A 20,878-nucleotide genomic window follows, 5' to 3' on the forward strand; every position below is an offset into this window, starting at 1 on the left:
GTTTTTAAAAAGTGGCTTCTAAACCGAAACTATAAACCTTAACCTGGGGGTATATATTCCCAGCACCAACCGGCGCTTCTACATCATACCCTTCCCAGAATCTGTCGAATGAAGATAAATTGGATCCGTTTGCAAAAACGCGGAGCCTTTTAAGTGCCATTTTCTGGGCAATGCCAACGGGCAAAGTATAACCAACCTGGACATTTTTTATCCTTAGATAGGATGCGTTTTTTAAAAAGAAGGTAGAAACCTGTTCGTTATTGGTTTCACCGAAGGCAAGGCGTGGATATTTGGCATTGGGATTATCTGGTGTCCATCGGTCTTTGTTATCCTCCCTTATGGTTCCGCCAATTGCGCCCCCAACATTGAATGGTAAGATACCAGGGCCTGCAAGATAGCCGTTTGCTTTACCAACGCCTTGAATTAACACGGAAAGATCAAAACCTTTGTAAGAGCCGCTTAAGTTTGATGCATAAGTGAGCCTTGGTACGGTGCTGCCGATAACCATTTTATCGGCCTCATTGATCAGGTTATCGCCGTTTTGATCTTTATAGCGGATGTCTCCGGCCTTTACCGTACCAAACTGTTTGGCGTGGGCGGCAACCTCTGCATCAGAAGCAAAGAGTCCCTCGGCCTGGTAACCAAAAAGAGAACCGATTGAATAACCTTCACGGTTTACAGTCAGCCCGGTCTGGTTAACGCCTTTGGTATCCACAATGGTGTTTTTTACATCTGAAATATTGAAGCTGACGTTATAATTAAAATCATTTATTTTTCCTTTGTAAGCAAGTCCAAGTTCCCAGCCCTTATTATCAACAATTCCGGCATTCTGAAAGGGCTTAGCAACACCAACTATTAACGGAATATCCAACTGAAGCAGGATATCGCTTGTTCTCCTTCTGTAATAATCTGCGGTTATGCTCAGGTTGTTGAACAAAGTGAGATCGATACCGATATTTTTTTCTTCTGTGGTTTCCCAGGAAATCATCTTGTTGGCCAGCGTATTTAATGCAGCAGTATTTACAATCTGTTTTCCAAGGGTATAGGATTCAAGTAAGATTGTAGTAACGGAGGGGTAGGTACCAATGTTCTGATTACCCAACCTTCCCCATGAAAGTCTTAGTTTGGCTTCGTTAACTACGTTTTTTAAGCCAGCCATAAAATTTTCCTCCGAGATGCGCCAGCCTGCCGATGCAGATGGGAAAAAGCCGTATTTATTTCCGGATGAAAAGCGTGAAGAACCATCATAACGGGCATTCACCTCCAGCAGATATTTGTTTTTATATACATAATTGAACCTGCTGAAAAGCGATTGTAATGCCCATTCTTCTTCACTGCCTGTGGCTTGCTGATTTAGGGCCGAACCAGCATTTAGCACTGGGTAATCAGGTAATATGTAGGTGTCGCGAAAGGCGGTAGTCCATTCATTGAAATAATCCTCCCTTGATGCCCCGGCCAAAAGTTTTAAACTGTGGTCTCCAAATGTTTTTGAGGCCGTTACTGTAGCGCGCATATTGTTATAAAATGATTCACTTTTATTTTGCGAGAGTGATGTCAGGGCAGGGGTGAGGAAACTTGGGGCACCGTTTGGCAAGTAAGATTGGATTGCTTTCCTGAAATTTTTTGATGAGGATAAGGCATATTTCGGTGAATAAGCAGCCTCGGCTTCCAGCCATTCTACAGGTTTATAGTTCAGCGTGGCATTAAGGCTACCAAAAGGGCCTCTCGTCCGGTTGGTACCACCGTCTCTAGCTGCCGAAATCGGATTGGAACCATTCCATCCAACACCCCACTGGCCGCTCTGGTTTATACCTATCTGATTAGCAGGAATTCCATTCATCCACTGAAAAATTTCGCTCGATGCTGCTGCGGGGTCAGTGGTGATGGCATTCACAAACTGCAGGTCTATTCTGGCCTTCAATTTTTCCGAAAACGTTATGTCCGCATTGTTCCGTATAGTATAGCGTTTAAAGCCTGAGTTTTCAATAATTCCTTTCTGATCAAAAAGTCCGAACGAGCCCAGCAGTTTTACTTTTTGGGTTCCACCCATGATGGTCAGGAAATGGCTTTGCTGTAAGCCTGAACCGGTTAAGGTTTCTTTTTGCCAATCGGTATTGGGGTACAGATCGGAACTGACCCCACCCTGTTCACGATATTTTTGTATAAGCGCTTCAGAATATAACGGCGTGCGTCCGGTGTTCATATAAGCTTCATTGGTTAGCAGCATATGGTCTAATGCATCAACAAGCTTGGGCATATTGGTTGCCTCCTGCCAGCCGATATAGTTATTGTAAGATACGTTGATCTGATCGCCAACAGCTCTTTTTGTGGTGATCAGAATTACCCCGTTTGCTGCCCTTGAGCCATAAATGGAGGCGGAAGCTGCATCTTTTAAAATGGATATAGACTCAATCAAATTGGGGTCAATATTGTTCATCGAGCCTTCAATTCCATCGATCATGACCAGCGGATTGGGATCAACTAAGGTGCCGACTCCCCTTATCCTGATGGTACCGCCATCGCCTCCCGGTCTTCCGGAACTCTGCCTTACGGTAACCCCGGGTGCCATTCCCTGTAGCGAAGCGGATGTTTGTCCCATTGGCCGCGCAGCAATGTCTTTACCCGAAATCTGTGAAACCGCCCCGGTAAGGTTTACCTTTTTCTGAGTGCCGTAGCCCACAATCACGACATCGTTCAGGTTTTCATCAAGGGGCAGGAGTTTAACGTTTATCCGGCTTTCCGCTCCAACAAGTATTTCCTGTACTGCAAAGCCTATATATGAAAATACCAGGATATCTCCTGCATTAGCATCAATCTTATACTGACCGTTTACATCGGTCACTGATCCGCCATTACGGCCTTTTATCTTTACACTTACCCCTGGAGCCGGTTTTCCGGTTTCATCGGTAACAATACCAGTTCTATCTTCTTTTTTTTGTTCCAGGCTGGGCTTAATTTGAATACGTTCCTCGGCCTTTTCGATAGATGCAGCTTTTTGCAGTACAATGTAATTCTCCTTTAAAACCCAATCGAGCTTTTTCCCTTTTAGAGTCAGGTTCATTACTTCGGGAAGTTCTGCCTGTTTAAAGTTAACAGAAATTTTTTCTGAATCGTTAAGCAGCTTGTTGCTGTAGAAAACAGTGAGGCCTGTTTGTTTTTTGATTGTTCTGAATACAGAAGCAATGGAGATGTTTTTGCCTTCTATGCTGATCTTTCCGGGTGCCTGGGGACTTGCACCTGTAATGAGGGTGAACAGCATCATGAAAAAAAACGGCAATGAAATCCGGCCCGTTCGGGTAAATTTTTTGTTCATAACAGTTAAAGTTTATATCGGTTTCCCTTAAGATGCAACTGTAACCAGAATGGGTGAACGGAACCTGAAAATTTTTATCTGAAAGTCAATATCCCGCTTTCCAGTTTAGTCTTTATGCCTGAAGATAATTCTAAATTTGATAGTACTACACCCAGGGGAAGCTTCTTGTCGATTTCCCCGGTAAAGTTCTGTTCGGATACAGCAGGGGATTTCCAGTTGATTTTTACATCATACCAACGGCTGAGTACCTGTGCAATTTCGGCCAGAGACTGGTTATGAAAATAATAGGTGCCGTTTCGCCAGGAAAGGACCTCTTGAGGGTCAAACGTTTTGATGATAAGTTTATCATTGCTGTTGCTTACCTGTTGGTTTGGCTTTAATTTAACGGTTTCACTTCCTTTTACGGCCGAAACTGATCCGGTTACCAGGGATGTCGCAAAGGTTTTTAAATCATAAGCATTCACATTGAAAGAAGTACCATGAACCTTAATGTCGGCAAAATCGGTATGTACAATAAATTCAAGATTTGGGTTATGGGCTACATCAAAATAAGCTTCGCCTGTTAAATAGACTTCCCTTGTCTTTTTATCAAAGCTATAGGGGAAACGCAGGCTGGAAGTAGAATTCATCCAGACTGCTGTTCCATCGGGCAGGGTAATCTTGTAATCTTTAGTTGGTGGTACATGCAGGGTTGCCCAATCTTTATTACCAGTTTCTGTCGGGGCGTAACTTAATTCTTTTTGTTTTGTATGTACTGTTGCACCATCCATGTTTATGGTTCGATCAGCATTAAGTTCGATAATCTTACCATTATCGGTTTTCAGGTACACCTGTTGATGTACTGTGTTTTTCTCTTGATGTATTAACTCCTGTCTAGCAAAAAAATACCAGATCAATGGCAGCCCGATAAGCAGCATTGCCGCGGCGCTAATGTATCGCCGGTTCCGTTCATAAAAGGATCTGACTGGTATTTCAGAAAGCCCGGGTTCGATATTTGCCCATGCTTTAGTTTCATCGATACCGGAAAGAAATGATTCCGCACAAGGCCTTTTCATTTTAGTTTTCAGCTCTTCCCAGAATTTCCTGGCATCAGGGTCTGTCTGAATTGCTTTTTCAGCAATAAAGTCATCGCCTTCACTTATCGTGCCTGCAATTTTTTCAAATAAAAGCCCCTTTATAAAATCCTCGTTATATTCCATCTCTTATTTATAGATGCAGTTATGGTATCATTAGGTGAACGCTCATCTGAAAGTGATTAATTTTTCCTGTAACATCTTAACCGCAAGCTTCAGATGTGTCTTTATTGAATTAACCGAAAGTCCCATTTCATCGGCAGCATCTTTATATTTTTTATTTTCCATGTAAACCAGCTTAAATGCTTTCTGACGCTGGGCGGGAAGCTCGTTAAGGGCTAGGTTAATGGTGTTTTCGCTGCAGGTTTGCTCTGCTGGTTCAATATCTTCTCCCAGATTTATCCTTTCGGTGTATTCATCCAATTTTTGCTGTGTAACTTTTCTTGCCCTTAAACTCATTAGGCATTGATTATGAACAGCCCTGAAAAGGTAAGCTTTAAGCGAACTGTTTACAGACTGGTAGTGTGATTTTTGCCACATGGAAATAAACAGGTTCTGAACCAGATCTTCAGCCTCCATCTCGTCTTCCAGCATTAAATATGCTTTTAACGCGAGTGGTTTGTAATATTTTTTAAATACCTGTTCGTAGGCAGTTTTCTTGCCACTCTTGAGGTCATTCAATAATATTTGGTCAGGAATCTCCATTAATATAGATTAAAGCAGGTGATAAATATAAACTTTGAGATTCAGAAAAACAAGAAAGGGGTGGCGCGAGTGGAAATGCTGCATTGTTAAAGAAAAGATATAATCATTCTGGTCGTACGTCTCGCTAAGACATTCTGGTCATAGCGTCTCGCTAGGATCCCGTAAGCTCATTTTTCGATGAGTCTTAATCAGTAGAGTTAACCGCCGGAATACATACATCGAATCTCTATAAAAAAGCGAAAATAGAGTATTATGTATATAGAATTAAAGCATAAAGATTTATCAACAGGAGAAAATATCATCAGGCTAACCTAATCTTTTCCTAAAGTCAGTTAGCGTTTGTCCCAATAATTTCTTAACGTAGCGTGTAAAGAAAGAAGTGCTGCTGAACTGCATTTCTTCGGCGATTTCGGCTATATTCAGATGCCTGTCTTGTAATAACAGAATGATTCTTTCTTTAGCGTGACCATGTGTCCAATCGGAAGCGGTGCGATCCGAGTGGATTTTACAAAGGTGGTTTAGGTATTTTGGAGTAATGTTCAATTCATTAGCGTAAAACTGTACTTCCCTTATAGTGAGGCAATGTTGCTCAGTAAGTTTATAAACTGTTCGTATAACGTTCCGGTTTGCAAAATGTGGCGGCGACGTTCATATTCGTTTGCAAAGCTATGCCACATTTTTAAGATAAATAGACGCATCTGTAATTTAAGCGCTTCCTCATAGAAGCGGTGATTAGTTTCCTGGAAGCGGGAAAATAGCCAACTGAAATTATTTAATATTTTTTCTTTTTCGGCTTCGGCGTTAATGTCTTTAACCGGGTGTACCCTGGAATGAAGCTGAGCATTGATGCCCCAACCCTGATCGGGAATATTATCTATCAGGATTTTTTTTTCTACCAGTAAAACCCCGTAGCCTTAAAATCTTCAGATACTTCCTTTACATCCCAGCTGCTATCGGCAAACCAGAATAAAAACTGGCCAGACTTACACGCCATCCACTGGTCATTGAAAATGAAATCTAGTTTTCCACTATGACAATACAAGTGGACATGGTACTTTTTTAGCAGGTTTTTAAAAACATCATCAATGCTGCCAAGCAATAACAGTAATACTGTTTTTTGGCAAGTAACCTAACTTAAATATATTCGTTTATTCAAACGCTTATGGTTGCTTTAAAGACTGTTATAAACTTCCTCTAAACAAAAAAAAGCCCATCTTTCGATGAGCTTTTAATCAGTATAGTCAACCGTACGTAAATCTAACTTCCATACTGATTTTGAAGACACGATTCACAGAATAGAGGCTTGTCATAAAAAATATGGAGATGAAAATTTGTATCTGTAGCCCTATAGGTGGACAAACCAGAGTGGATTGACCCCATGCAACCGGAAATATTGTTACTATCAATTCTCGATTGTTAGTATGTTAGTGAATTAGCGAGAGGTTTAATCATGTCGGTTTATTCACGTTATATCCAATGTGTTATAAATGCTCCGCTAGTTGCAATTTCTGCAATACCATCCGATAAGGAAATGACTGTCATAAACTAATTAGATGCTCTTAGTGAAGTTATGTTTTCTAACAGATGATTATTTCCGTCCTTAACCCCTAACCAACTTTTGAACGCTAATGCTCTAAATATCATCAAGCTTAGGAGATCTTTTTAAGCATTTCATGTACCCCAAACGCCGACAAACTATGCTTTTGCTGAGGTTAGCAAAGTGTTAGAAAATGATCATTATCATCCTATCCATGCGCCAATAATTCTCGAATCAATGCTGTTAAGCTAACTGAAGCGCATGCGATGCATTCATCTGCAGCACCATAATAGATGTAAAGACGGTCTCCAAAGGATGCAGTTCCCGAAGGAAAGCAGACGTTATTGACTTTGCCGGATTTTTCCCACTCCTCCCCAGGACTAAAAAGGGGGTAGGGTAATCAGGAAATTTCCTTTCCTGGGTTTTCCAGATCAAAAAGTGCGGCACAGGCACAGTAAACATAACCACTCGGAGTATCATGCACGCTGTGATAAATTATAATCCACCCTTTTTCCGTTTCAATAGGAGGGCACCCACCACCTACATAACATACCTCATGGTCCAACTTTGGTGACAACATAATATGCCTTTCAAAATTTTGGAGATAATTTTCCCAAAATGATGCATTCAGCTCGGAAAGGCTCTCCACCGATGCAATCTGGATATCAGGCTTGATCCGGTGGAGAATATAAAACCCGTTGATTCTTAGGGGAAAAAAATGAGGTCTTTGTCCCAAATCAGAAGCCGGGTTTCGTTAATGTGTTCTAATTTATCATGTGCAAACCTAGAATATTTATCATTAATACTTCCAGAGCATTCTGCAAGTTTTCGAAATTCAGCAAATGATAGTTGAGGAACAATTATTCCACCTCTTTTAAAAACTTTTAAATCATTAGAGGTCGCTAATGCACCCAATGCATTGTACCCGTCATATGCAGTATATGTCAACAGGTATTGGCGTTCTATCTGGACAATTCTCAGATCTTCAATCCCTTTGTCTTCAGTCATTCCAAAAGGGGTGAGCAAGGGAGTTTGAGATCTCCACACCACCCTTGTAGGGCCCTTAAGCTTGCAGAAACCGATCGTGGAAATATTGTCTTCACCAAAGGCCCTGTAAAACATATACACCTCTTCCCGTGATCGGATCGTCGCGGGATTAAGAATACCCTTGTTTTCAAACTGGCAATCCGTCTTTTCAAGGATAATACCTTCTTTATCTACTTCAATCAAAATCTTAAGTTACTTAATTGGCTAAGCCCATACTTCAAAATATCTTATTGGTAAATAATTCATCACTTGGCGTCATGATCATTAGTTCTTGTATAATGAATTCTTAACTACCGCTACTGACCTGAAAGTTTCTCTTCTTTTTTCTTTTGTCGTTCCTGAGCTTTAAAAAATCCCCTGAAAAAAAAGTTATGTTTCAAAGCCTCCATATTTTGGTTAAAACCATCTGTTCCTTTTTGCAGGTTATCCATGGTTTGTCTTACATTTCTTGCCATCACTGAATCTTTGAGTATAGTATTTACCGTATTATTGCCATGATTCAAGTCATAATTCATGGATTTGACTATCGCATTGAGCTCCAGGCTCATAGCATTCGCATTTGTTGTCGCCATCTTGGTCTGCTGAACGGCGTTTTTAAGATCAGCAGAAATACTGGTGTCGGTTAGCAGAAGACCTGCAGCTCCTTTACCATTCCGGATATCCTTGACAATGTGGTTAAGATCTAGACTAAGGTCTTGGGCATATTTGGTCGTCGTATAAATATTAAGCAAAGATGCCTTTAAGCTTTCACCGATTGTCTCATCGTTTATCAGTTTCAATATCGCGCTGCTATCCACCTTCATTACCGTCCCTTTCAATACTTCTGAAATGGTAGCTACGTTGTTATTGGTTTGGGAGAGCTTATCTATAATTTCATCCATATTGGCCATATTCTTTGCCTGAAGAACATCGCCCTCTTCCACTTTTGCGCTCGTACCTGTCATTGGACTGATATTAATCACTTTATTTCCCATCAGCCCTTCGGTTCCGATGCTCGCCAGCGCATTCTTTCCAATAAAGTCCTTTACCTTATCGTTTATTTGCATGGTAACCTCAATCGTGCTGTCATTTAAAAGCGCAATGTCTTTAACGGTTCCCGCCTGGAAACCGGAGAACAAGACATTGTTTCCTGTAGTCAAACCATTTAAATTCGAGAATTTCGCTTTGAGCTGGAATTCATTACCGAATAGATTTTTGTTCTTACCGATGATGAAAAGTGCCAGGATCATCAATATCAAACCTGCCAGCACGAATGCTCCAAGCTTAACGCTGTTTATTTTTTCATTTGCCATGTTCTTTTTTCTTTAATCAAAAAACTGTTTAATATTTTTATCTGTTGAATTTGACAGTTCTTCATAACTGCCCTCTGCATAATTTTTCCCCTCAAGTAATAATACTATCACATCAGCAGTTTTTTTTACGCAGTTCATATCATGAGAGATGATGATGGAGGAAGTATGATTTTTTGCTTGCAGTTTCATAATCAGGTTTTCGATCTCTCTTGAGGTCACCGGATCAAGACCAGTCGTTGGCTCATCATATAAAATTACCTCCGGCCGCAAAATCATTGTTCTGGCCAGAGCAACCCTTTTGAGCATACCGCCGGAAAGTTCTGAAGGCATCATATCCAAAGTATGCAGGAGATCCACATTTTCAAGCGCTTCCGAAACCAGTCTGTCTACTTCCTCGCGGGTGATGTCAACCCAGTGCCTGAGCAGGGGAAACTCTAGATTTTCTCTGATCGTCATTGAATCGTATAAAGCATTGCTTTGAAATAAGAAGCCAATTTTAGTTCGCATCTCATCCAGCTCATCTTCAGATAAAGAAGTAATGTTGGCTTCATTGACGAAGATGCTTCCGCTTTCCGGCATCAGCAGCCCGATAATGCATTTGATCAATACAGATTTGCCAGACCCGGATTTGCCCAGGATAACCACATTGGTTCCACGCTTGACCGATAAATTAAACCCATCTAAGATTACTTTTTTACCAAAAGACTTACTAAGGTCCTTAATCTCTATAATGGCACTATTGCTTGCTGAATCCATATATCTTAGTTTAATCCCAGTAATTCAGTGATCTGCACTGCAAGTAAATCAATGACGAATATCATCACGGAGGACAGTACTACAGCTGAGTTGGCTGAAATGCCCACACCCTGGGTGCCCTTGGTTGAACTGAATCCCTTATAGCATCCTACTATACCTACCGCAAAACCAAAAAATAATGTTTTCACAATTGCAGGCAGCACATCACTAAAATCCAGGCTGTTGAATACCTGAAGAAAGAACAGGTCGATACTGGTCACAGATCTGATATTGACCCCGAGGTAGGCGCCAAATAAGGATATGCCGTCACCAAGTATGGTGAGCAGGGGAAGCATTAATGTTGTCGCCAGTACTCTGGTTGCCACCAGATATTTGTAAGGCTTGATACCACTCACAGTCATCGCATCAATTTGCTCAGTAACTTTCATCGATCCCAATTCAGCCCCAATGCTACTACCAATTTTTCCTGCGAAAATCAGCGCTGTGATCACTGGGCCAATTTCACGCACAATTGCCAGTCCTACCATTACCGGAAGTTGAGATTCTACTCCATAATCCACCAAAGAAGGCCGAAGTTGCATCGTGAGAACCAGCCCCATGATAAATGAGGTCAAACCAACCAGTGGAAATGATAGGTAGCCTATCTTATAGCACTGATTGATGAGTTCACGGTTTTCATAACGCGGCCGCATGCCGACAGAAAAGAACCGACCAGTAAAGCTGGCGACTTCTCCGGTTTCATGCAGGAAACTTTTGAAACGAAGGAATAACTTCATAGCCGCAAAGTTAATGGCTCCTAAGAAGCGAGACCATGATCCGAGGCTTTGAAGCAGTGATTTGCATCAAATATTTGAGTGATGCTTGTCATGTAAATTCGTTGAACACTCGCTTTATTCGGTGTAGCTTAAGTTCACGCTCGATGATGGACTATGCTTAGTCCATTTTTATATTTTTGCGGAAATCGTAAATCCAGCATCATGGATCGTATTGATTGTCGTCATGGGATATTCATCCGCTTTTTTCAAACTTTGTCCTAAATAACTGATACCATGAAAACATTACTTGTAGCAACCGATTTCTCGGAGAACGCCAATCAGGCAGCGGATTATGCCTGCAAATTTGCCGGACAGTTGTGCTCCAATGTGCAGCTTATTCATGCATCATCTATAGACACTGATTCACCTTTACAGGTCATATGGCCAATAGAAGATCAGGAAACGATGATTGCCCGGAATGATGCACAGTTGGAAACCTTTTCCGCAAAATTGCGTGATAGTGTGGCCGCATCCAGCGGACCAGATGGTTATGTTCCTGCAATCCGGGTCCGATCAGCCGCTGGAGAAATTGGTGATTTGATTCGAGAAACCGTTCAACTCGAAGATATAGCAATGGTCATCCTCGGCCTATCAGGGAATGGTGACCTGAAAAGGTTGATACAGGGCAGTTGTAGCCGAGACAGCATCGATTTTGCAGAGTATCCGCTGATGCTGATCCCGAAAAATGTCAAATTTGCGCCGGTGAAAAAAATCGCCTTCGCAACGGATTTAAGCATAAGTGATATGGAAATCATCCAATTGCTCGCATTACTGGCTGCAAAATTAAATGCCGAACTACTAATCGTTCATGTGATCGGCAATCGTGAAGGTCAACAATTGACCCAACGTATTGATACGTTTATGAAAGAATTAAAATCCAGGGTTAATTTTAACCAAATGTATTATGAGAATGTATATCAGTCCAAGTTGGAGGACGGTTTAAACTGGCTTAGCGACCACGGGGGCACGAACATAGTCGCAGTTATACACCGTAAACACAGTTCAACATCAAATGTATTGCATAGCAGCCACGCGCAAAAAATGGCCAGGCATACCAATCTTCCCCTGATTGTCATCCCTGAAGGATATAAAGGGATGCTGTTTTAGCACGGCCAGAATTCAAATAAATAATATAGGCAATGATGATATCTATCAGAATTTAAACTTTGCCTTGGATATTAGTTTTTCATCTTCAACAGCCCTTCACGGTTCAGTAGGGTAATTTTCGTCCCATCCCGGTCAATGAGCTGTTCATCTTTAAAATCAGATAGCGTACGGCTTACCGTTTCGGTGGCCATACAGGCCATTGCGGCAAGATCTTCTCTGGAAATGTTAATCAGGTTATCGTCTTCCCTAACCTGTCCGTAGAGCCTGAGCAATGTGGCTGCCATTTTTTTCCTGACTGAGTAGTAGGCCAGTTCCAAAAGTTGATCTTCCTTTGCCCTGTTATCTTTGGAAAGTAAATGAATAAACTTTCTTGCCACCTCAGGATATAAGTTGAGTACGGTCTCCATCTGCTCTAATGGTATTAAACAGATTTTGCTATCCTCCAAAGCCGTGGCCGTATCCGCATAAGTGCTGTCACTCAATACCGCATTGATTCCCAGATAGTCTCCCTGAATATAGATTCCGGTCATCAGTTCCCTACCGTCTTTTGCCAGCTTGATGGTTTTGACCTTCCCTTGCGTGACCAGATATAGTCCCTTTCCATGATCATCCTCATAGTAGATGACCTGGTTCTTTTTAAAATCCCGGCTCTTCTTTTCTTCTATGATTTTGTTGAATTCTGCCAGTCCATCTGTTTTTTCGACAAGAACTTTAAAAGCTTCAGTGTTATTGAGGTGCGATTGGTCGCTTAATGCTTTTTTTCTTAAACGGATATCAATTGCGTTCAACAATTCCATATCATCAAAAGGTTTGACCAGATAATCATCTGCCCCCAATTCCATGCCTTTTCTTAAATCTGCATGTTCAGCTTTGGCAGTTAAAAAAATAAAGGGGATACCCGTGGTCTGCTCATGTCTGTTAAGCATATATAGCACTCCGTAACCGTCCAGCTCAGGCATCATGATATCACAAAGAATGATGTCAGGCGTATGTTTAATTGCCAGGTCAACACCCAGTTTACCGTTTTCAGCCTGAAATACCGTATACCGCGCCATCTCCAGAATTTCAACCAGATTTTCACGGATCTCATCGTGGTCTTCAATTATCAATACTTTTTTACTCATGGTTACTTTTTTTCGGGAAGGTTAGTGTAAATAGCGTACCCCTGTTAACTCTGCTTTTAAAACTGACATGACCATTCATTAGTCCGGTATATCTTGACAAAATGCTCAAGCCAAGTCCGTTTCCTGAAATATTGCCGGTATTGTGCGCCCTAAAGAATGCCTCGAATAAATGCTTGTGGTCGCTCTCCGGTATCCCGATTCCATTGTCGCAAACCCTAATGGTGCAATTGTGTTCATTTATTTTCGTGTAGAATTGTATTTCACTTTCCTCCCCTGAATACTTGATGGCATTGTCTATCAGGATGATGATACAGTTTTTCAAAAGGTTCTGATCGAGCGTGATCTTCTGGATTGTACCTCTGTGTTTGAAAACAATCTGCTGTTTGCCACGCAGGACAACCTGCATCTCCCCGGTGATTTCCTCTGCCATTTCAGCAAGATTAAAGTGGCTTAAACTTGGTTTGACCATGCCACTATCCAATTTCTCCAGGGATAAAAAGTCATTTAAGATTGCTGTAATGTTCAGCACTGCATCTTTGATCTTAACAACATGCTTTCCTATATTCTTTTGGTCGAGTGATTCGGCATAACGTTCAATCAGGGATGCTGATAGTTGGACCAAACTCAACGGTGTCCTGAATTCATGGGAGGCAATAGAGACAAAACGGCTTTTTAGCTGGCCAAGTTCCTTTTCCTTACTCAGTGACTGGTTGAGCTCGATTTGGGTCTTTTGAAGGTCACTTACACTGGTTCTCAAGGAGTGCGTGCGTTCCTCAACCTGAACTTCCAGTTGTGCTGCATAATCCTGTAGCTTCCCTTCGGCTTCTTTTTCCCGCGTCAGGTCGTGAATGAACCCTGCGTAAATCACGCGGCCAGAATATTTAACTTCGCTTACACCCAGACGAAATGGGAAAAAACTACCGTTTTTTTTCATGCCGATAAGCTCCCTGCCAATCCCAATAATATTCGCTTTTCCTGTTTTGCGGTAATCAAAGAGGTAACGGTCATGATAAGACCGATCGGGTTGGGGCATCAGCTTTGATATGTTATGGCCAATTACCTCCTCAGACGCATAATCAAAGAGCTTGCAAGCTGCCGGATTAATGGATTCTACGATACCCCGTTCATCAATAGTGATCAGTCCGTCTATTGCATTGTCAATAATTGCCTTCAGCAATACGGCGTTTTCCATAAATAATTGATTTACAGCTAAATGTTCTATCTGTATCAATAGAACCCTTTCATGGTGGGATTGTTTCGATTTAATTCTTTTCAGGAATATTTCTTTTCAGGAATATTACGAAATGCCAAGGTAGTCATTCAAGAATGAAATTTACGTTGCGAATGATGATAAGCATCACCAAATCCGGCCGGGGCCATCATTCCATAGCACCCGGGTTCAGGGTACTTTTGCTTAAAGTAACATCATGCCAATGATGGCAATGACTATAATATAAAAATATGAATGATAGCTTAGCCGCCAATAACTCATCCGTTCCCGTGCTAACCCTGGTTGACCTGTTCAAAGAGTTTGAGACAGATGGTCTGCAAGGCATTAGTGAAACGGAAGCTTCGTCGCGTTCAGACCGGTATGGGCTCAACATCAATGTCAGCCAGAAAGTCAAAAGCGTCTGGCAAATGTTTTTTGAACAGTTCACAAGCCCTATCGTTTACCTTCTGTTTGTCGCCGGATTTGCTTCCCTATACTTTAAAAACACGCTCGAGGCGATTGCGATTTTTGTTGTTATTATCATCAATGCCTTGATCGGTTTTTTTATGGAACTCCAGGCCAGAAGCTCCATGCGGGCATTAAAAGAAATGGATTCAAGTGTTTCTAGAGTTGTCAGAGGCGGAAAGACGATGGAAATACTTTCCGAAAATTTAACCGCCGGAGATTTACTATTACTAGAATCCGGAGACATGGTCTCGGGCGATGGCAGGGTCGTGGAGTCAAATGGACTCCAGATAGATGAATCCGCATTGACAGGCGAATCGTTTCCAATTTTCAAAACCAGCGATAGTCAGACCACCGATGTTGACCCTTCCGCTTCGGTCAATATGGTATACAAAGGTACCGCGGTAATGAATGGAAATGGCAAAGTGATCATCACTAGCATTGCTGCAAATACCGAACTTGGTAAAATCAGTGAAATGGTCGGCCGTTCAGCTGCCACCAAATCTCCATTGGATATTAAAATCGCAAACCTGACAAAAAAGCTAATCTATATTACCCTCTTCATGACCATATTTTTTGCATTTACAGCATTTATTGATGGTAAGCCCTGGCTGCAGATTTTGGAAACCTCCATCGCATTAGCGGTTGCGGCCTTCCCTGAAGGACTACCAATTGTTGCCACCGTAGCCCTTGCTTTTGGTATGCTGCGTATGGCAAAAAGAGACGCCATTGTCAAAAGGCTTTCATCAGTAGAAACGCTCGGCGGAGTGAACGTTATCCTGACAGATAAAACCGGAACCCTTACCGAAAATAAGATTTTCGTCAAAGTACTTTCATTTCCGGGCGAAGAGGTGAAGGTTTCTATAGAAAAAGGGCATCTGGTTTTTGATGACCGGGGCATTAATAATAGTGAAAAGAATTTTGAGCTGCTGGTTAAAATTGGAGCCCTGTGCAACAATGCGCCTGAGCCAAAAAACGAAAAATCGAAGATATCAGGTGACCCGCTGGAAATTGCCTTGCTGAAACTAAAAACAGCTACGGGATTTGAAATTATGGCTAATCAGCGGATCGCGGAAATTCCATTCAGCGCAGAAACCAAACTGATGGGTACGGCTGACCGCGATAAAGAAAGTTGTTTCATATCCGTAAAGGGCGCTGTTGAAAATTTAATCCTGAAGTGTACCGATATTCAGCTTGGTAATGAGGTAGAAAAAATGACGCAAGCCAACCGTCAAGAGATCCTGTCCAGCGCAGAAAAGCTTTCATCAAATGGTTTGAGGGTGCTGGCTTTTGCATCTAAAACCATTAATAATCTACCGGGAGGTGATTTCATTACTGAACTGACGTATGTCGGAATGGTCGGGTTTTTGGATCCCCCCCGAAGCGACATTAAAGGGGCTATAGCCACCTGCCGCAATGCAGGGATAAAAGTTGTGATGATAACCGGTGACCACCCGCTCACAGCGTTAAGCATTGCTAAGCAGGTTGGCATTACCCAGGCAGACGATAACCAGGTTATATTAGGAAGTGCACTTCCGCAGGGAGAACTTTTGGATCAACAGTGGAAAGATAAGATTCTCTCTACAACTGTATTTGCCAGGACCTCACCTAAACAAAAACTTGAGATTGTGGACACTTACCAAAAAGCAGGATTTCTGGTTGCGATGACCGGCGATGGTGTCAACGATGCTCCCGCTATCAAAAAAGCAGACGTCGGGATAGCTATGGGGCTTCGAGGGACGCAGGTGGCCAAAGAGACTGCCAATATCGTGCTTAAAGATGATTCTTTTGTCTCGATCTCCAGGGCTGTTGCCAATGGACGGGAGATTTTTCAAAATATCCAGCGCTTTGTAATCTACCTGATTTCCTGTAATCTGAGCGAAATTATTATCGTGACATTATTGGGCTTTTTCGCCAGTGGAGCCATTCTTTTTCCACTCCAGATCTTGTTTCTAAATATGGTGACCGATGTCTTTCCTGCCTTGGCACTTGGTCTTGGCAAAGGCGACAAATCCATTATGTTAAAGTCGCCCAGAAATCCCGGTCTGGAAATCATATCCAATCAAAATTGGCTTGTCATATTGGTTTATGCCCTACTGATGACCCTTTCGGTTATGCTGGCCATTTTTATCTGCATGAGATTCATTACTGATCAGCTCGACATCATTAATAATGTAGCGTTTATTACCCTGGCCGCTGCCCAGCTCTTCCACGTATTCAATATGTCTTCCCTGCGGTCAGGTATGATAAAAAATGAAGTAACAAAGAATAAATTCATATGGATGGCCATAACATTTTGCTTTGCCCTCGTTGCCTTTGTGTATGCCGTGCCCCGGATTCGGGACGTTCTTCACCTCAGCATCCTACCAATAGCGGTCTGGCTGGTTGCACTTCTTGCAGCGATGTTACCTCTGGTACTGGTTCAAACATATAAACTGATTTTTGGAAAAAATAATACAAAGTGACGGGCTCAAAGTGCATTGTTCTAAGATAATTATTAATAAAAAATAAAGATTATGGAAAATATACTGCTATTGACGGATTTTTCAGCAAATGCCAACAGCGTTGCAGAATATACCTACGATTTTGCTAAAAAAATACATGCTGATATTATCATCTGTAATGCCATGACCATCCCCTCTGAACTGCCTGATTCAGGACTGGTCGTTTGGCCAGTGGAGTGCCATGAAGTGATTAAAGACAGGAGCGCCTCAAAACTCAATAAGCTAAGAACACACCTGCAGCATCGGGATCAGTCTCATTCGAAGAAGCCTGTACTCACGCTTTTAAACCAGGCGGGTAGTCTGCAGGATGTCGTCACTGAAATTGCTTCGGAAAGAACAATTCATTTTCTTGCCATGGGTGCTCATGATCAGAGCATGGATAGCTTTCTTAAGCAGGATCATACCAGAGGTATTATTGATTCCTCACCAGTACCGGCGCTATTGATTCCTTTAACTTTAAAGTTCGAACCCATTCGAAACATCTATTTTGCGTCCGATCTCAAGGATCTCGCATCAGATCGCACATTTCTAACCAGGTTGACCGCTCTGGCCAGGATGTTTATGTCCGAGATTTTTATCATCCATATTTCATCCTCGAAATCGGCCGCTACCGTTAAAGAAAAAATTTATGATATGTTGAATGATTTAAGGGACGGCTTGGGATACCCGGGTATACATTTCAGGGAAATCATCGCCGAGAATGACACTTCATCCCTTGAAAAAATAATGTTGGAAAAAAGCGCTGATATGATTGCTGTGGTCCACCGGGAGCACAGTTTTTTTAGCAGATTGTTTAAAGGAAGTGTTGCTAAGAGGCTTGCCGGACAGCTTACCATGCCTATGCTCATCTATCAGGAGTCTAATGAATAAGATCACATGATGCACACAGGATTAACATCTACCCGAACCATGATCCTGGTCATTTACAGGCCCGAAAAAGAAAAGGATATTTGAGTTCAATATTGTACAAGTGCAGGGCAAAGCATTCTTGGAAGATTCTGGTTTAATACATTACCTGGTTTGCCTGAGATTGCTAAACTTTTTAAATTACTTTTCATCGAGCGAATGAACTTAATAGTCATAGCGATTAAATCACATTACCATGCAAGAAATATCAGAGGTTATCATAGATAAAATACACCGTTACTGGCAAGCCGTTAATTACCTGTCAGCCGGCCAAATCTATTTACAGGCAAACCCATTGTTGCGTCAACCGCTCACAGCCGAAGACATCAAACCCAGATTACTTGGCCATTGGGGTACTTCCCCGGGTTTAAATCTGATATATGTCCATCTGAATAGGTTGATAAAAGAAACGGATGCTGATATTCTATATGTTTGCGGACCTGGGCATGGTGCTCCTGCAGTTGTGGCACATACCTATCTGGAAGGCACCTATACCGAATGCTTTCCGGAAGTAACCAGGGATGAGAAAGGAATGCTTAAGCTGTTTCGCCAGTTTTCTACCCCAGGAGGAATACCAAGCCATGTGAGTGCCCATACCCCGGGATCAATCAATGAAGGTGGTGAACTTGGTTATTCCTTAATGCATGCCTTTGGTGCGGTCTATGATAATCCAAATCTAATTGCCGCCTGCGTAATCGGCGACGGCGAGGCAGAAACAGGTCCTCTGGCAGCCAGCTGGAATTCTATTGCTTTCCTTAATCCTGCTACAGATGGCGCAGTGTTGCCGATACTCCACTTAAATGGATACAAAATTGCAAGCCCCACCATCTTTTCCCGGATGGATGATGTTGCATTAAGCGAACTCTTTAAAGGTTATGGATATGAGGCATTTTTTGTTGAAGGAGAACATGCACACAATGTGCACAGGCAGATGTCTTCAACCCTTGATATCGTTTATGATAAAATCAGAAAGATACAGTATAATGCAAGGGCGGAGGGCATGATTCATCAACGAAAATGGCCACTCATCATTTTAAGGACACCTAAAGGATGGACCGGACCTAAATCATGGAACAACCTGCCTATTGAGGGCTCATTTCGTTCCCACCAGGTGCCGCTGGCAGGGGTTAAAGAAAATCCGGAAAAGTTACAAGCCCTGGAAGCCTGGATGCGAAGTTATGAGCCGGACACGCTTTTTGATGAGCATGGCGCATTATTAGCTGAATTGCAGGAGATCGCTCCTTCAGGTGAGAAGAGAATGAGCGCAATTCCCTTCTCGAACGGTGGACTTCTGTTAAAAGAACTCATCTTACCAAACTTTAAATACTATGGTATAAAAGTCGAACACCCCGGAACTGTTTTAGCGGAAAGCACCAGAAATTTAGGAAAATTTCTGCGTGAAATATTTTCGATGAATGCGGAGAATAAAAATTTCAGGTTATTCTGCCCTGATGAAACAAATTCAAATAGACTCGAAGCTGTCTTCCAGGTCACAGACCGATGCTTCATGGAGAAAATAATTGACTCAGATGATAAGTTATCCCCCGATGGACGGGTAATGGAAGTTTTGAGTGAACACTTATGTGAGGGATGGCTTGAAGGCTATCTCCTGACCGGGAGACATGGACTTTTTCCTTGCTACGAGGCTTTTGTTACCATCATTGATTCGATGGTAAGCCAGCACGCGAAATGGCTGAAGACCACTCAGGAAGTGCCATGGAGAAAACCTATAGCCTCATTGAACTACCTTTTGACTTCCCATGTCTGGAGGCAGGATAATAATGGCTATAGTCATCAAGGGCCGGGATTTATCGATACCGTCGTCAATAAAAAAAGCAGTGTGATCAGGATCTATTTGCCACCTGATGCCAACACCCTTTTATCAGTAATGGATCACTGCCTGCGAAGCAAAAACTATGTAAATGTGGTTATTGCCGGCAAGCAGCCTGAGCTTCAATGGCTCGGTATGGAAGAGGCTATAGCCCACTGTGAAAAAGGAGCATCGGTATGGCATTGGGCCGGAAATGAATCCGGAATCGCTGAAGTTATCTTGGCCTGTGCAGGGGATGTACCTACCCAGGAAACGATCGCTGCAGCAGAACTTCTTCGCGAACACTTCCCCGAGCTTCAGCTAAGAGTAGTGAACGTTGTCGATTTGATGTCCCTATCCCCAAAGACTTACCATACCCACGGCCTCAGCGAAGAATATTTCGATGACTTGTTCACCAGCACTGCCCCGGTAGTCTTTGCTTTTCACGGTTATGTCCGGATTATCCATGATTTGGTCCACGGAAGACCTGATCCATCGCGTTTCCACGTTAGGGGATTTATGGAAGAAGGCACAACCACTACACCATTTGATATGGTGGTGCTCAATGGAATGAGCAGATATCATTTGGCTATGGAAGCAGTCAAACATGTACCCAGGTTTCAGCAGCGGGCGGATAAATTTATTCTTTTCTGTGAAGAAAGGTTGAGGAACCATAAAGAATACATCAAACTCCACCTTGATGATTTGCCTGAGATCAGAAACTGGAAGTTTAAGGGCGTTAGAAAATCTGTTACGGTCTAAACATTTAAGAAGAAAAATATGATGAATAGGAAAAGATTTAGCCCATTAATAATGGAAATCATAGCACAAAATAAAGATAAGATGTTGGAAGTTGAAATCAGATCGGCAATACTTGCTGATCCCTTGATCGATACCGACAAGTTAGAAATTTCGATAGCGGATGGTGTGGTAACCCTTTACGGGACGGTCGATACCTATGCCGAGAAACGGGCTGCGGAGCATGCCATTAAATCGATCAAGGGGGTTAAGGATTTAATCCAAAAAGTCGAGGTTCGGTTTTCGTTCAATACCAATCTGGCCATTTACATGGGTAATAACCTTGTGCTGGACGGCAAGCAATCCTATACCAATGATGCTGATCACCGGCTTGGACGAAAAGGAAATAATTATCCGAAATTTCATTTTTCAGGCAGCAATAATGAAATCTGGTGATATCGGACGTATCAAAAACC

15 protein-coding genes and 1 pseudogene are annotated in these 20,878 nt (G+C 42.2%); 5 read left to right on the plus strand and 11 right to left on the minus strand.

From position 1 onward, the window contains the following. Positions 1-4: 4 nt before the first annotated feature. From OQZ33_RS23225 to OQZ33_RS23260, 9 genes and pseudogenes are all read right to left on the minus strand, one after another. Positions 5-3,313: a TonB-dependent receptor gene (locus OQZ33_RS23225; protein ID WP_265801909.1), complete on the minus strand. Its 3,309-nt coding sequence runs from the start codon at positions 3,311-3,313 to the stop codon at positions 5-7. A gap of 74 nt (positions 3,314-3,387) precedes the next feature. Beyond that, entirely contained in the window at positions 3,388-4,512 is a 1,125-nt protein-coding gene (locus OQZ33_RS23230) for a FecR family protein (RefSeq protein WP_265801910.1), read from the minus strand. Positions 4,513-4,554: 42 nt separating this feature from the next. Then, positions 4,555-5,091: an RNA polymerase sigma factor gene (locus OQZ33_RS23235; RefSeq protein ID WP_265801911.1), complete on the minus strand. Its 537-nt coding sequence runs from the start codon at positions 5,089-5,091 to the stop codon at positions 4,555-4,557. 306 nt (positions 5,092-5,397) lie between these two features. Beyond that, a complete protein-coding gene (locus OQZ33_RS23240) occupies positions 5,398-5,634 on the minus strand; it encodes a helix-turn-helix domain-containing protein (RefSeq protein ID WP_265801912.1) in 237 nt (78 codons plus the stop codon). 1,202 nt (positions 5,635-6,836) lie between these two features. After that, positions 6,837-7,364: pseudogene (locus OQZ33_RS24635) on the minus strand (hypothetical protein). Beyond that, positions 7,334-7,858: a hypothetical protein gene (locus OQZ33_RS23245; RefSeq protein WP_265801913.1), complete on the minus strand. Its 525-nt coding sequence runs from the start codon at positions 7,856-7,858 to the stop codon at positions 7,334-7,336. Before OQZ33_RS23245 ends, OQZ33_RS24635 begins: the two are co-directional and overlap by 31 nt. Before the next feature lie 113 nt (positions 7,859-7,971). Beyond that, positions 7,972-8,967 (minus strand): MlaD family protein, encoded by a 996-nt coding sequence (locus OQZ33_RS23250; protein ID WP_265801914.1) that lies wholly within the window; start codon positions 8,965-8,967, stop codon positions 7,972-7,974. Between the two features lie 12 nt (positions 8,968-8,979). Next, positions 8,980-9,723 (minus strand): ABC transporter ATP-binding protein, encoded by a 744-nt coding sequence (locus OQZ33_RS23255; protein WP_265801915.1) that lies wholly within the window; start codon positions 9,721-9,723, stop codon positions 8,980-8,982. Positions 9,724-9,728: 5 nt separating this feature from the next. Then, positions 9,729-10,499, minus strand: a complete 771-nt coding sequence (locus OQZ33_RS23260; protein ID WP_265801916.1) for an MlaE family ABC transporter permease — start codon at positions 10,497-10,499, stop codon at positions 9,729-9,731. A gap of 273 nt (positions 10,500-10,772) precedes the next feature. On the opposite strand from OQZ33_RS23260, the gene OQZ33_RS23265 reads away from it, so the two are divergent. Beyond that, positions 10,773-11,645, plus strand: coding sequence for a universal stress protein (locus OQZ33_RS23265; RefSeq protein ID WP_265801917.1), 873 nt, complete (start codon positions 10,773-10,775; stop codon positions 11,643-11,645). A 71-nt stretch (positions 11,646-11,716) separates the two neighbouring features. On the opposite strand, the gene OQZ33_RS23270 is transcribed toward OQZ33_RS23265, so the two are convergent. Together OQZ33_RS23270 and OQZ33_RS23275 are read right to left on the minus strand one after the other, a co-directional pair. Then, entirely contained in the window at positions 11,717-12,769 is a 1,053-nt protein-coding gene (locus OQZ33_RS23270) for a response regulator (protein WP_265801918.1), read from the minus strand. Then, entirely contained in the window at positions 12,762-13,961 is a 1,200-nt protein-coding gene (locus OQZ33_RS23275) for a PAS domain-containing sensor histidine kinase (protein ID WP_265801919.1), read from the minus strand. Before OQZ33_RS23275 ends, OQZ33_RS23270 begins: the two co-directional genes overlap by 8 nt. Positions 13,962-14,230: 269 nt before the next feature. Between OQZ33_RS23275 and OQZ33_RS23280 the strand changes: the two genes are divergently transcribed. From OQZ33_RS23280 to OQZ33_RS23295, 4 genes are all read left to right on the plus strand, one after another. Next, positions 14,231-16,909, plus strand: coding sequence for a cation-translocating P-type ATPase (locus OQZ33_RS23280; RefSeq protein ID WP_265801920.1), 2,679 nt, complete (start codon positions 14,231-14,233; stop codon positions 16,907-16,909). A gap of 51 nt (positions 16,910-16,960) precedes the next feature. Further along, positions 16,961-17,818, plus strand: coding sequence for a universal stress protein (locus OQZ33_RS23285; protein ID WP_265801921.1), 858 nt, complete (start codon positions 16,961-16,963; stop codon positions 17,816-17,818). A gap of 232 nt (positions 17,819-18,050) precedes the next feature. Beyond that, the gene (locus OQZ33_RS23290) at positions 18,051-20,426 is read left to right on the plus strand and encodes a phosphoketolase (RefSeq protein ID WP_265801923.1); all 2,376 of its coding nucleotides are present in this window, start codon (positions 18,051-18,053) and stop codon (positions 20,424-20,426) included. A 51-nt stretch (positions 20,427-20,477) separates the two neighbouring features. Continuing rightward, positions 20,478-20,858: a BON domain-containing protein gene (locus OQZ33_RS23295; protein WP_265801924.1), complete on the plus strand. Its 381-nt coding sequence runs from the start codon at positions 20,478-20,480 to the stop codon at positions 20,856-20,858. Positions 20,859-20,878: the final 20 nt, after the last annotated feature.

Source organism: Pedobacter sp. MC2016-05, from assembly GCF_026239735.1.
Taxonomy (GTDB): domain Bacteria; phylum Bacteroidota; class Bacteroidia; order Sphingobacteriales; family Sphingobacteriaceae; genus Pedobacter.

Bases quoted from the DNA above. Each gene is read 5' to 3' on its own strand.
- OQZ33_RS23230 (WP_265801910.1), bottom strand. From the start codon at position 4,512: ATGGAATATAACGAGGATTTTATAAAGGGGCTTTTATTTGAAAAAATT.
- OQZ33_RS23250 (WP_265801914.1), bottom strand. From the start codon at position 8,967: ATGGCAAATGAAAAAATAAACAGCGTTAAGCTTGGAGCATTCGTGCTG.
- OQZ33_RS23265 (WP_265801917.1), top strand. From the start codon at position 10,773: ATGAAAACATTACTTGTAGCAACCGATTTCTCGGAGAACGCCAATCAG.
- OQZ33_RS23290 (WP_265801923.1), top strand. From the start codon at position 18,051: ATGCAAGAAATATCAGAGGTTATCATAGATAAAATACACCGTTACTGG.
- OQZ33_RS23295 (WP_265801924.1), top strand. From the start codon at position 20,478: ATGGAAATCATAGCACAAAATAAAGATAAGATGTTGGAAGTTGAAATC.
- OQZ33_RS23280 (WP_265801920.1), top strand. From the start codon at position 14,231: ATGAATGATAGCTTAGCCGCCAATAACTCATCCGTTCCCGTGCTAACC.
- OQZ33_RS23270 (WP_265801918.1), bottom strand. From the start codon at position 12,769: ATGAGTAAAAAAGTATTGATAATTGAAGACCACGATGAGATCCGTGAA.
- OQZ33_RS23235 (WP_265801911.1), bottom strand. From the start codon at position 5,091: ATGGAGATTCCTGACCAAATATTATTGAATGACCTCAAGAGTGGCAAG.
- OQZ33_RS23260 (WP_265801916.1), bottom strand. From the start codon at position 10,499: ATGAAGTTATTCCTTCGTTTCAAAAGTTTCCTGCATGAAACCGGAGAA.
- OQZ33_RS23255 (WP_265801915.1), bottom strand. From the start codon at position 9,723: ATGGATTCAGCAAGCAATAGTGCCATTATAGAGATTAAGGACCTTAGT.
- OQZ33_RS23275 (WP_265801919.1), bottom strand. From the start codon at position 13,961: ATGGAAAACGCCGTATTGCTGAAGGCAATTATTGACAATGCAATAGAC.
- OQZ33_RS23285 (WP_265801921.1), top strand. From the start codon at position 16,961: ATGGAAAATATACTGCTATTGACGGATTTTTCAGCAAATGCCAACAGC.
- OQZ33_RS23225 (WP_265801909.1), bottom strand. From the start codon at position 3,313: ATGAACAAAAAATTTACCCGAACGGGCCGGATTTCATTGCCGTTTTTT.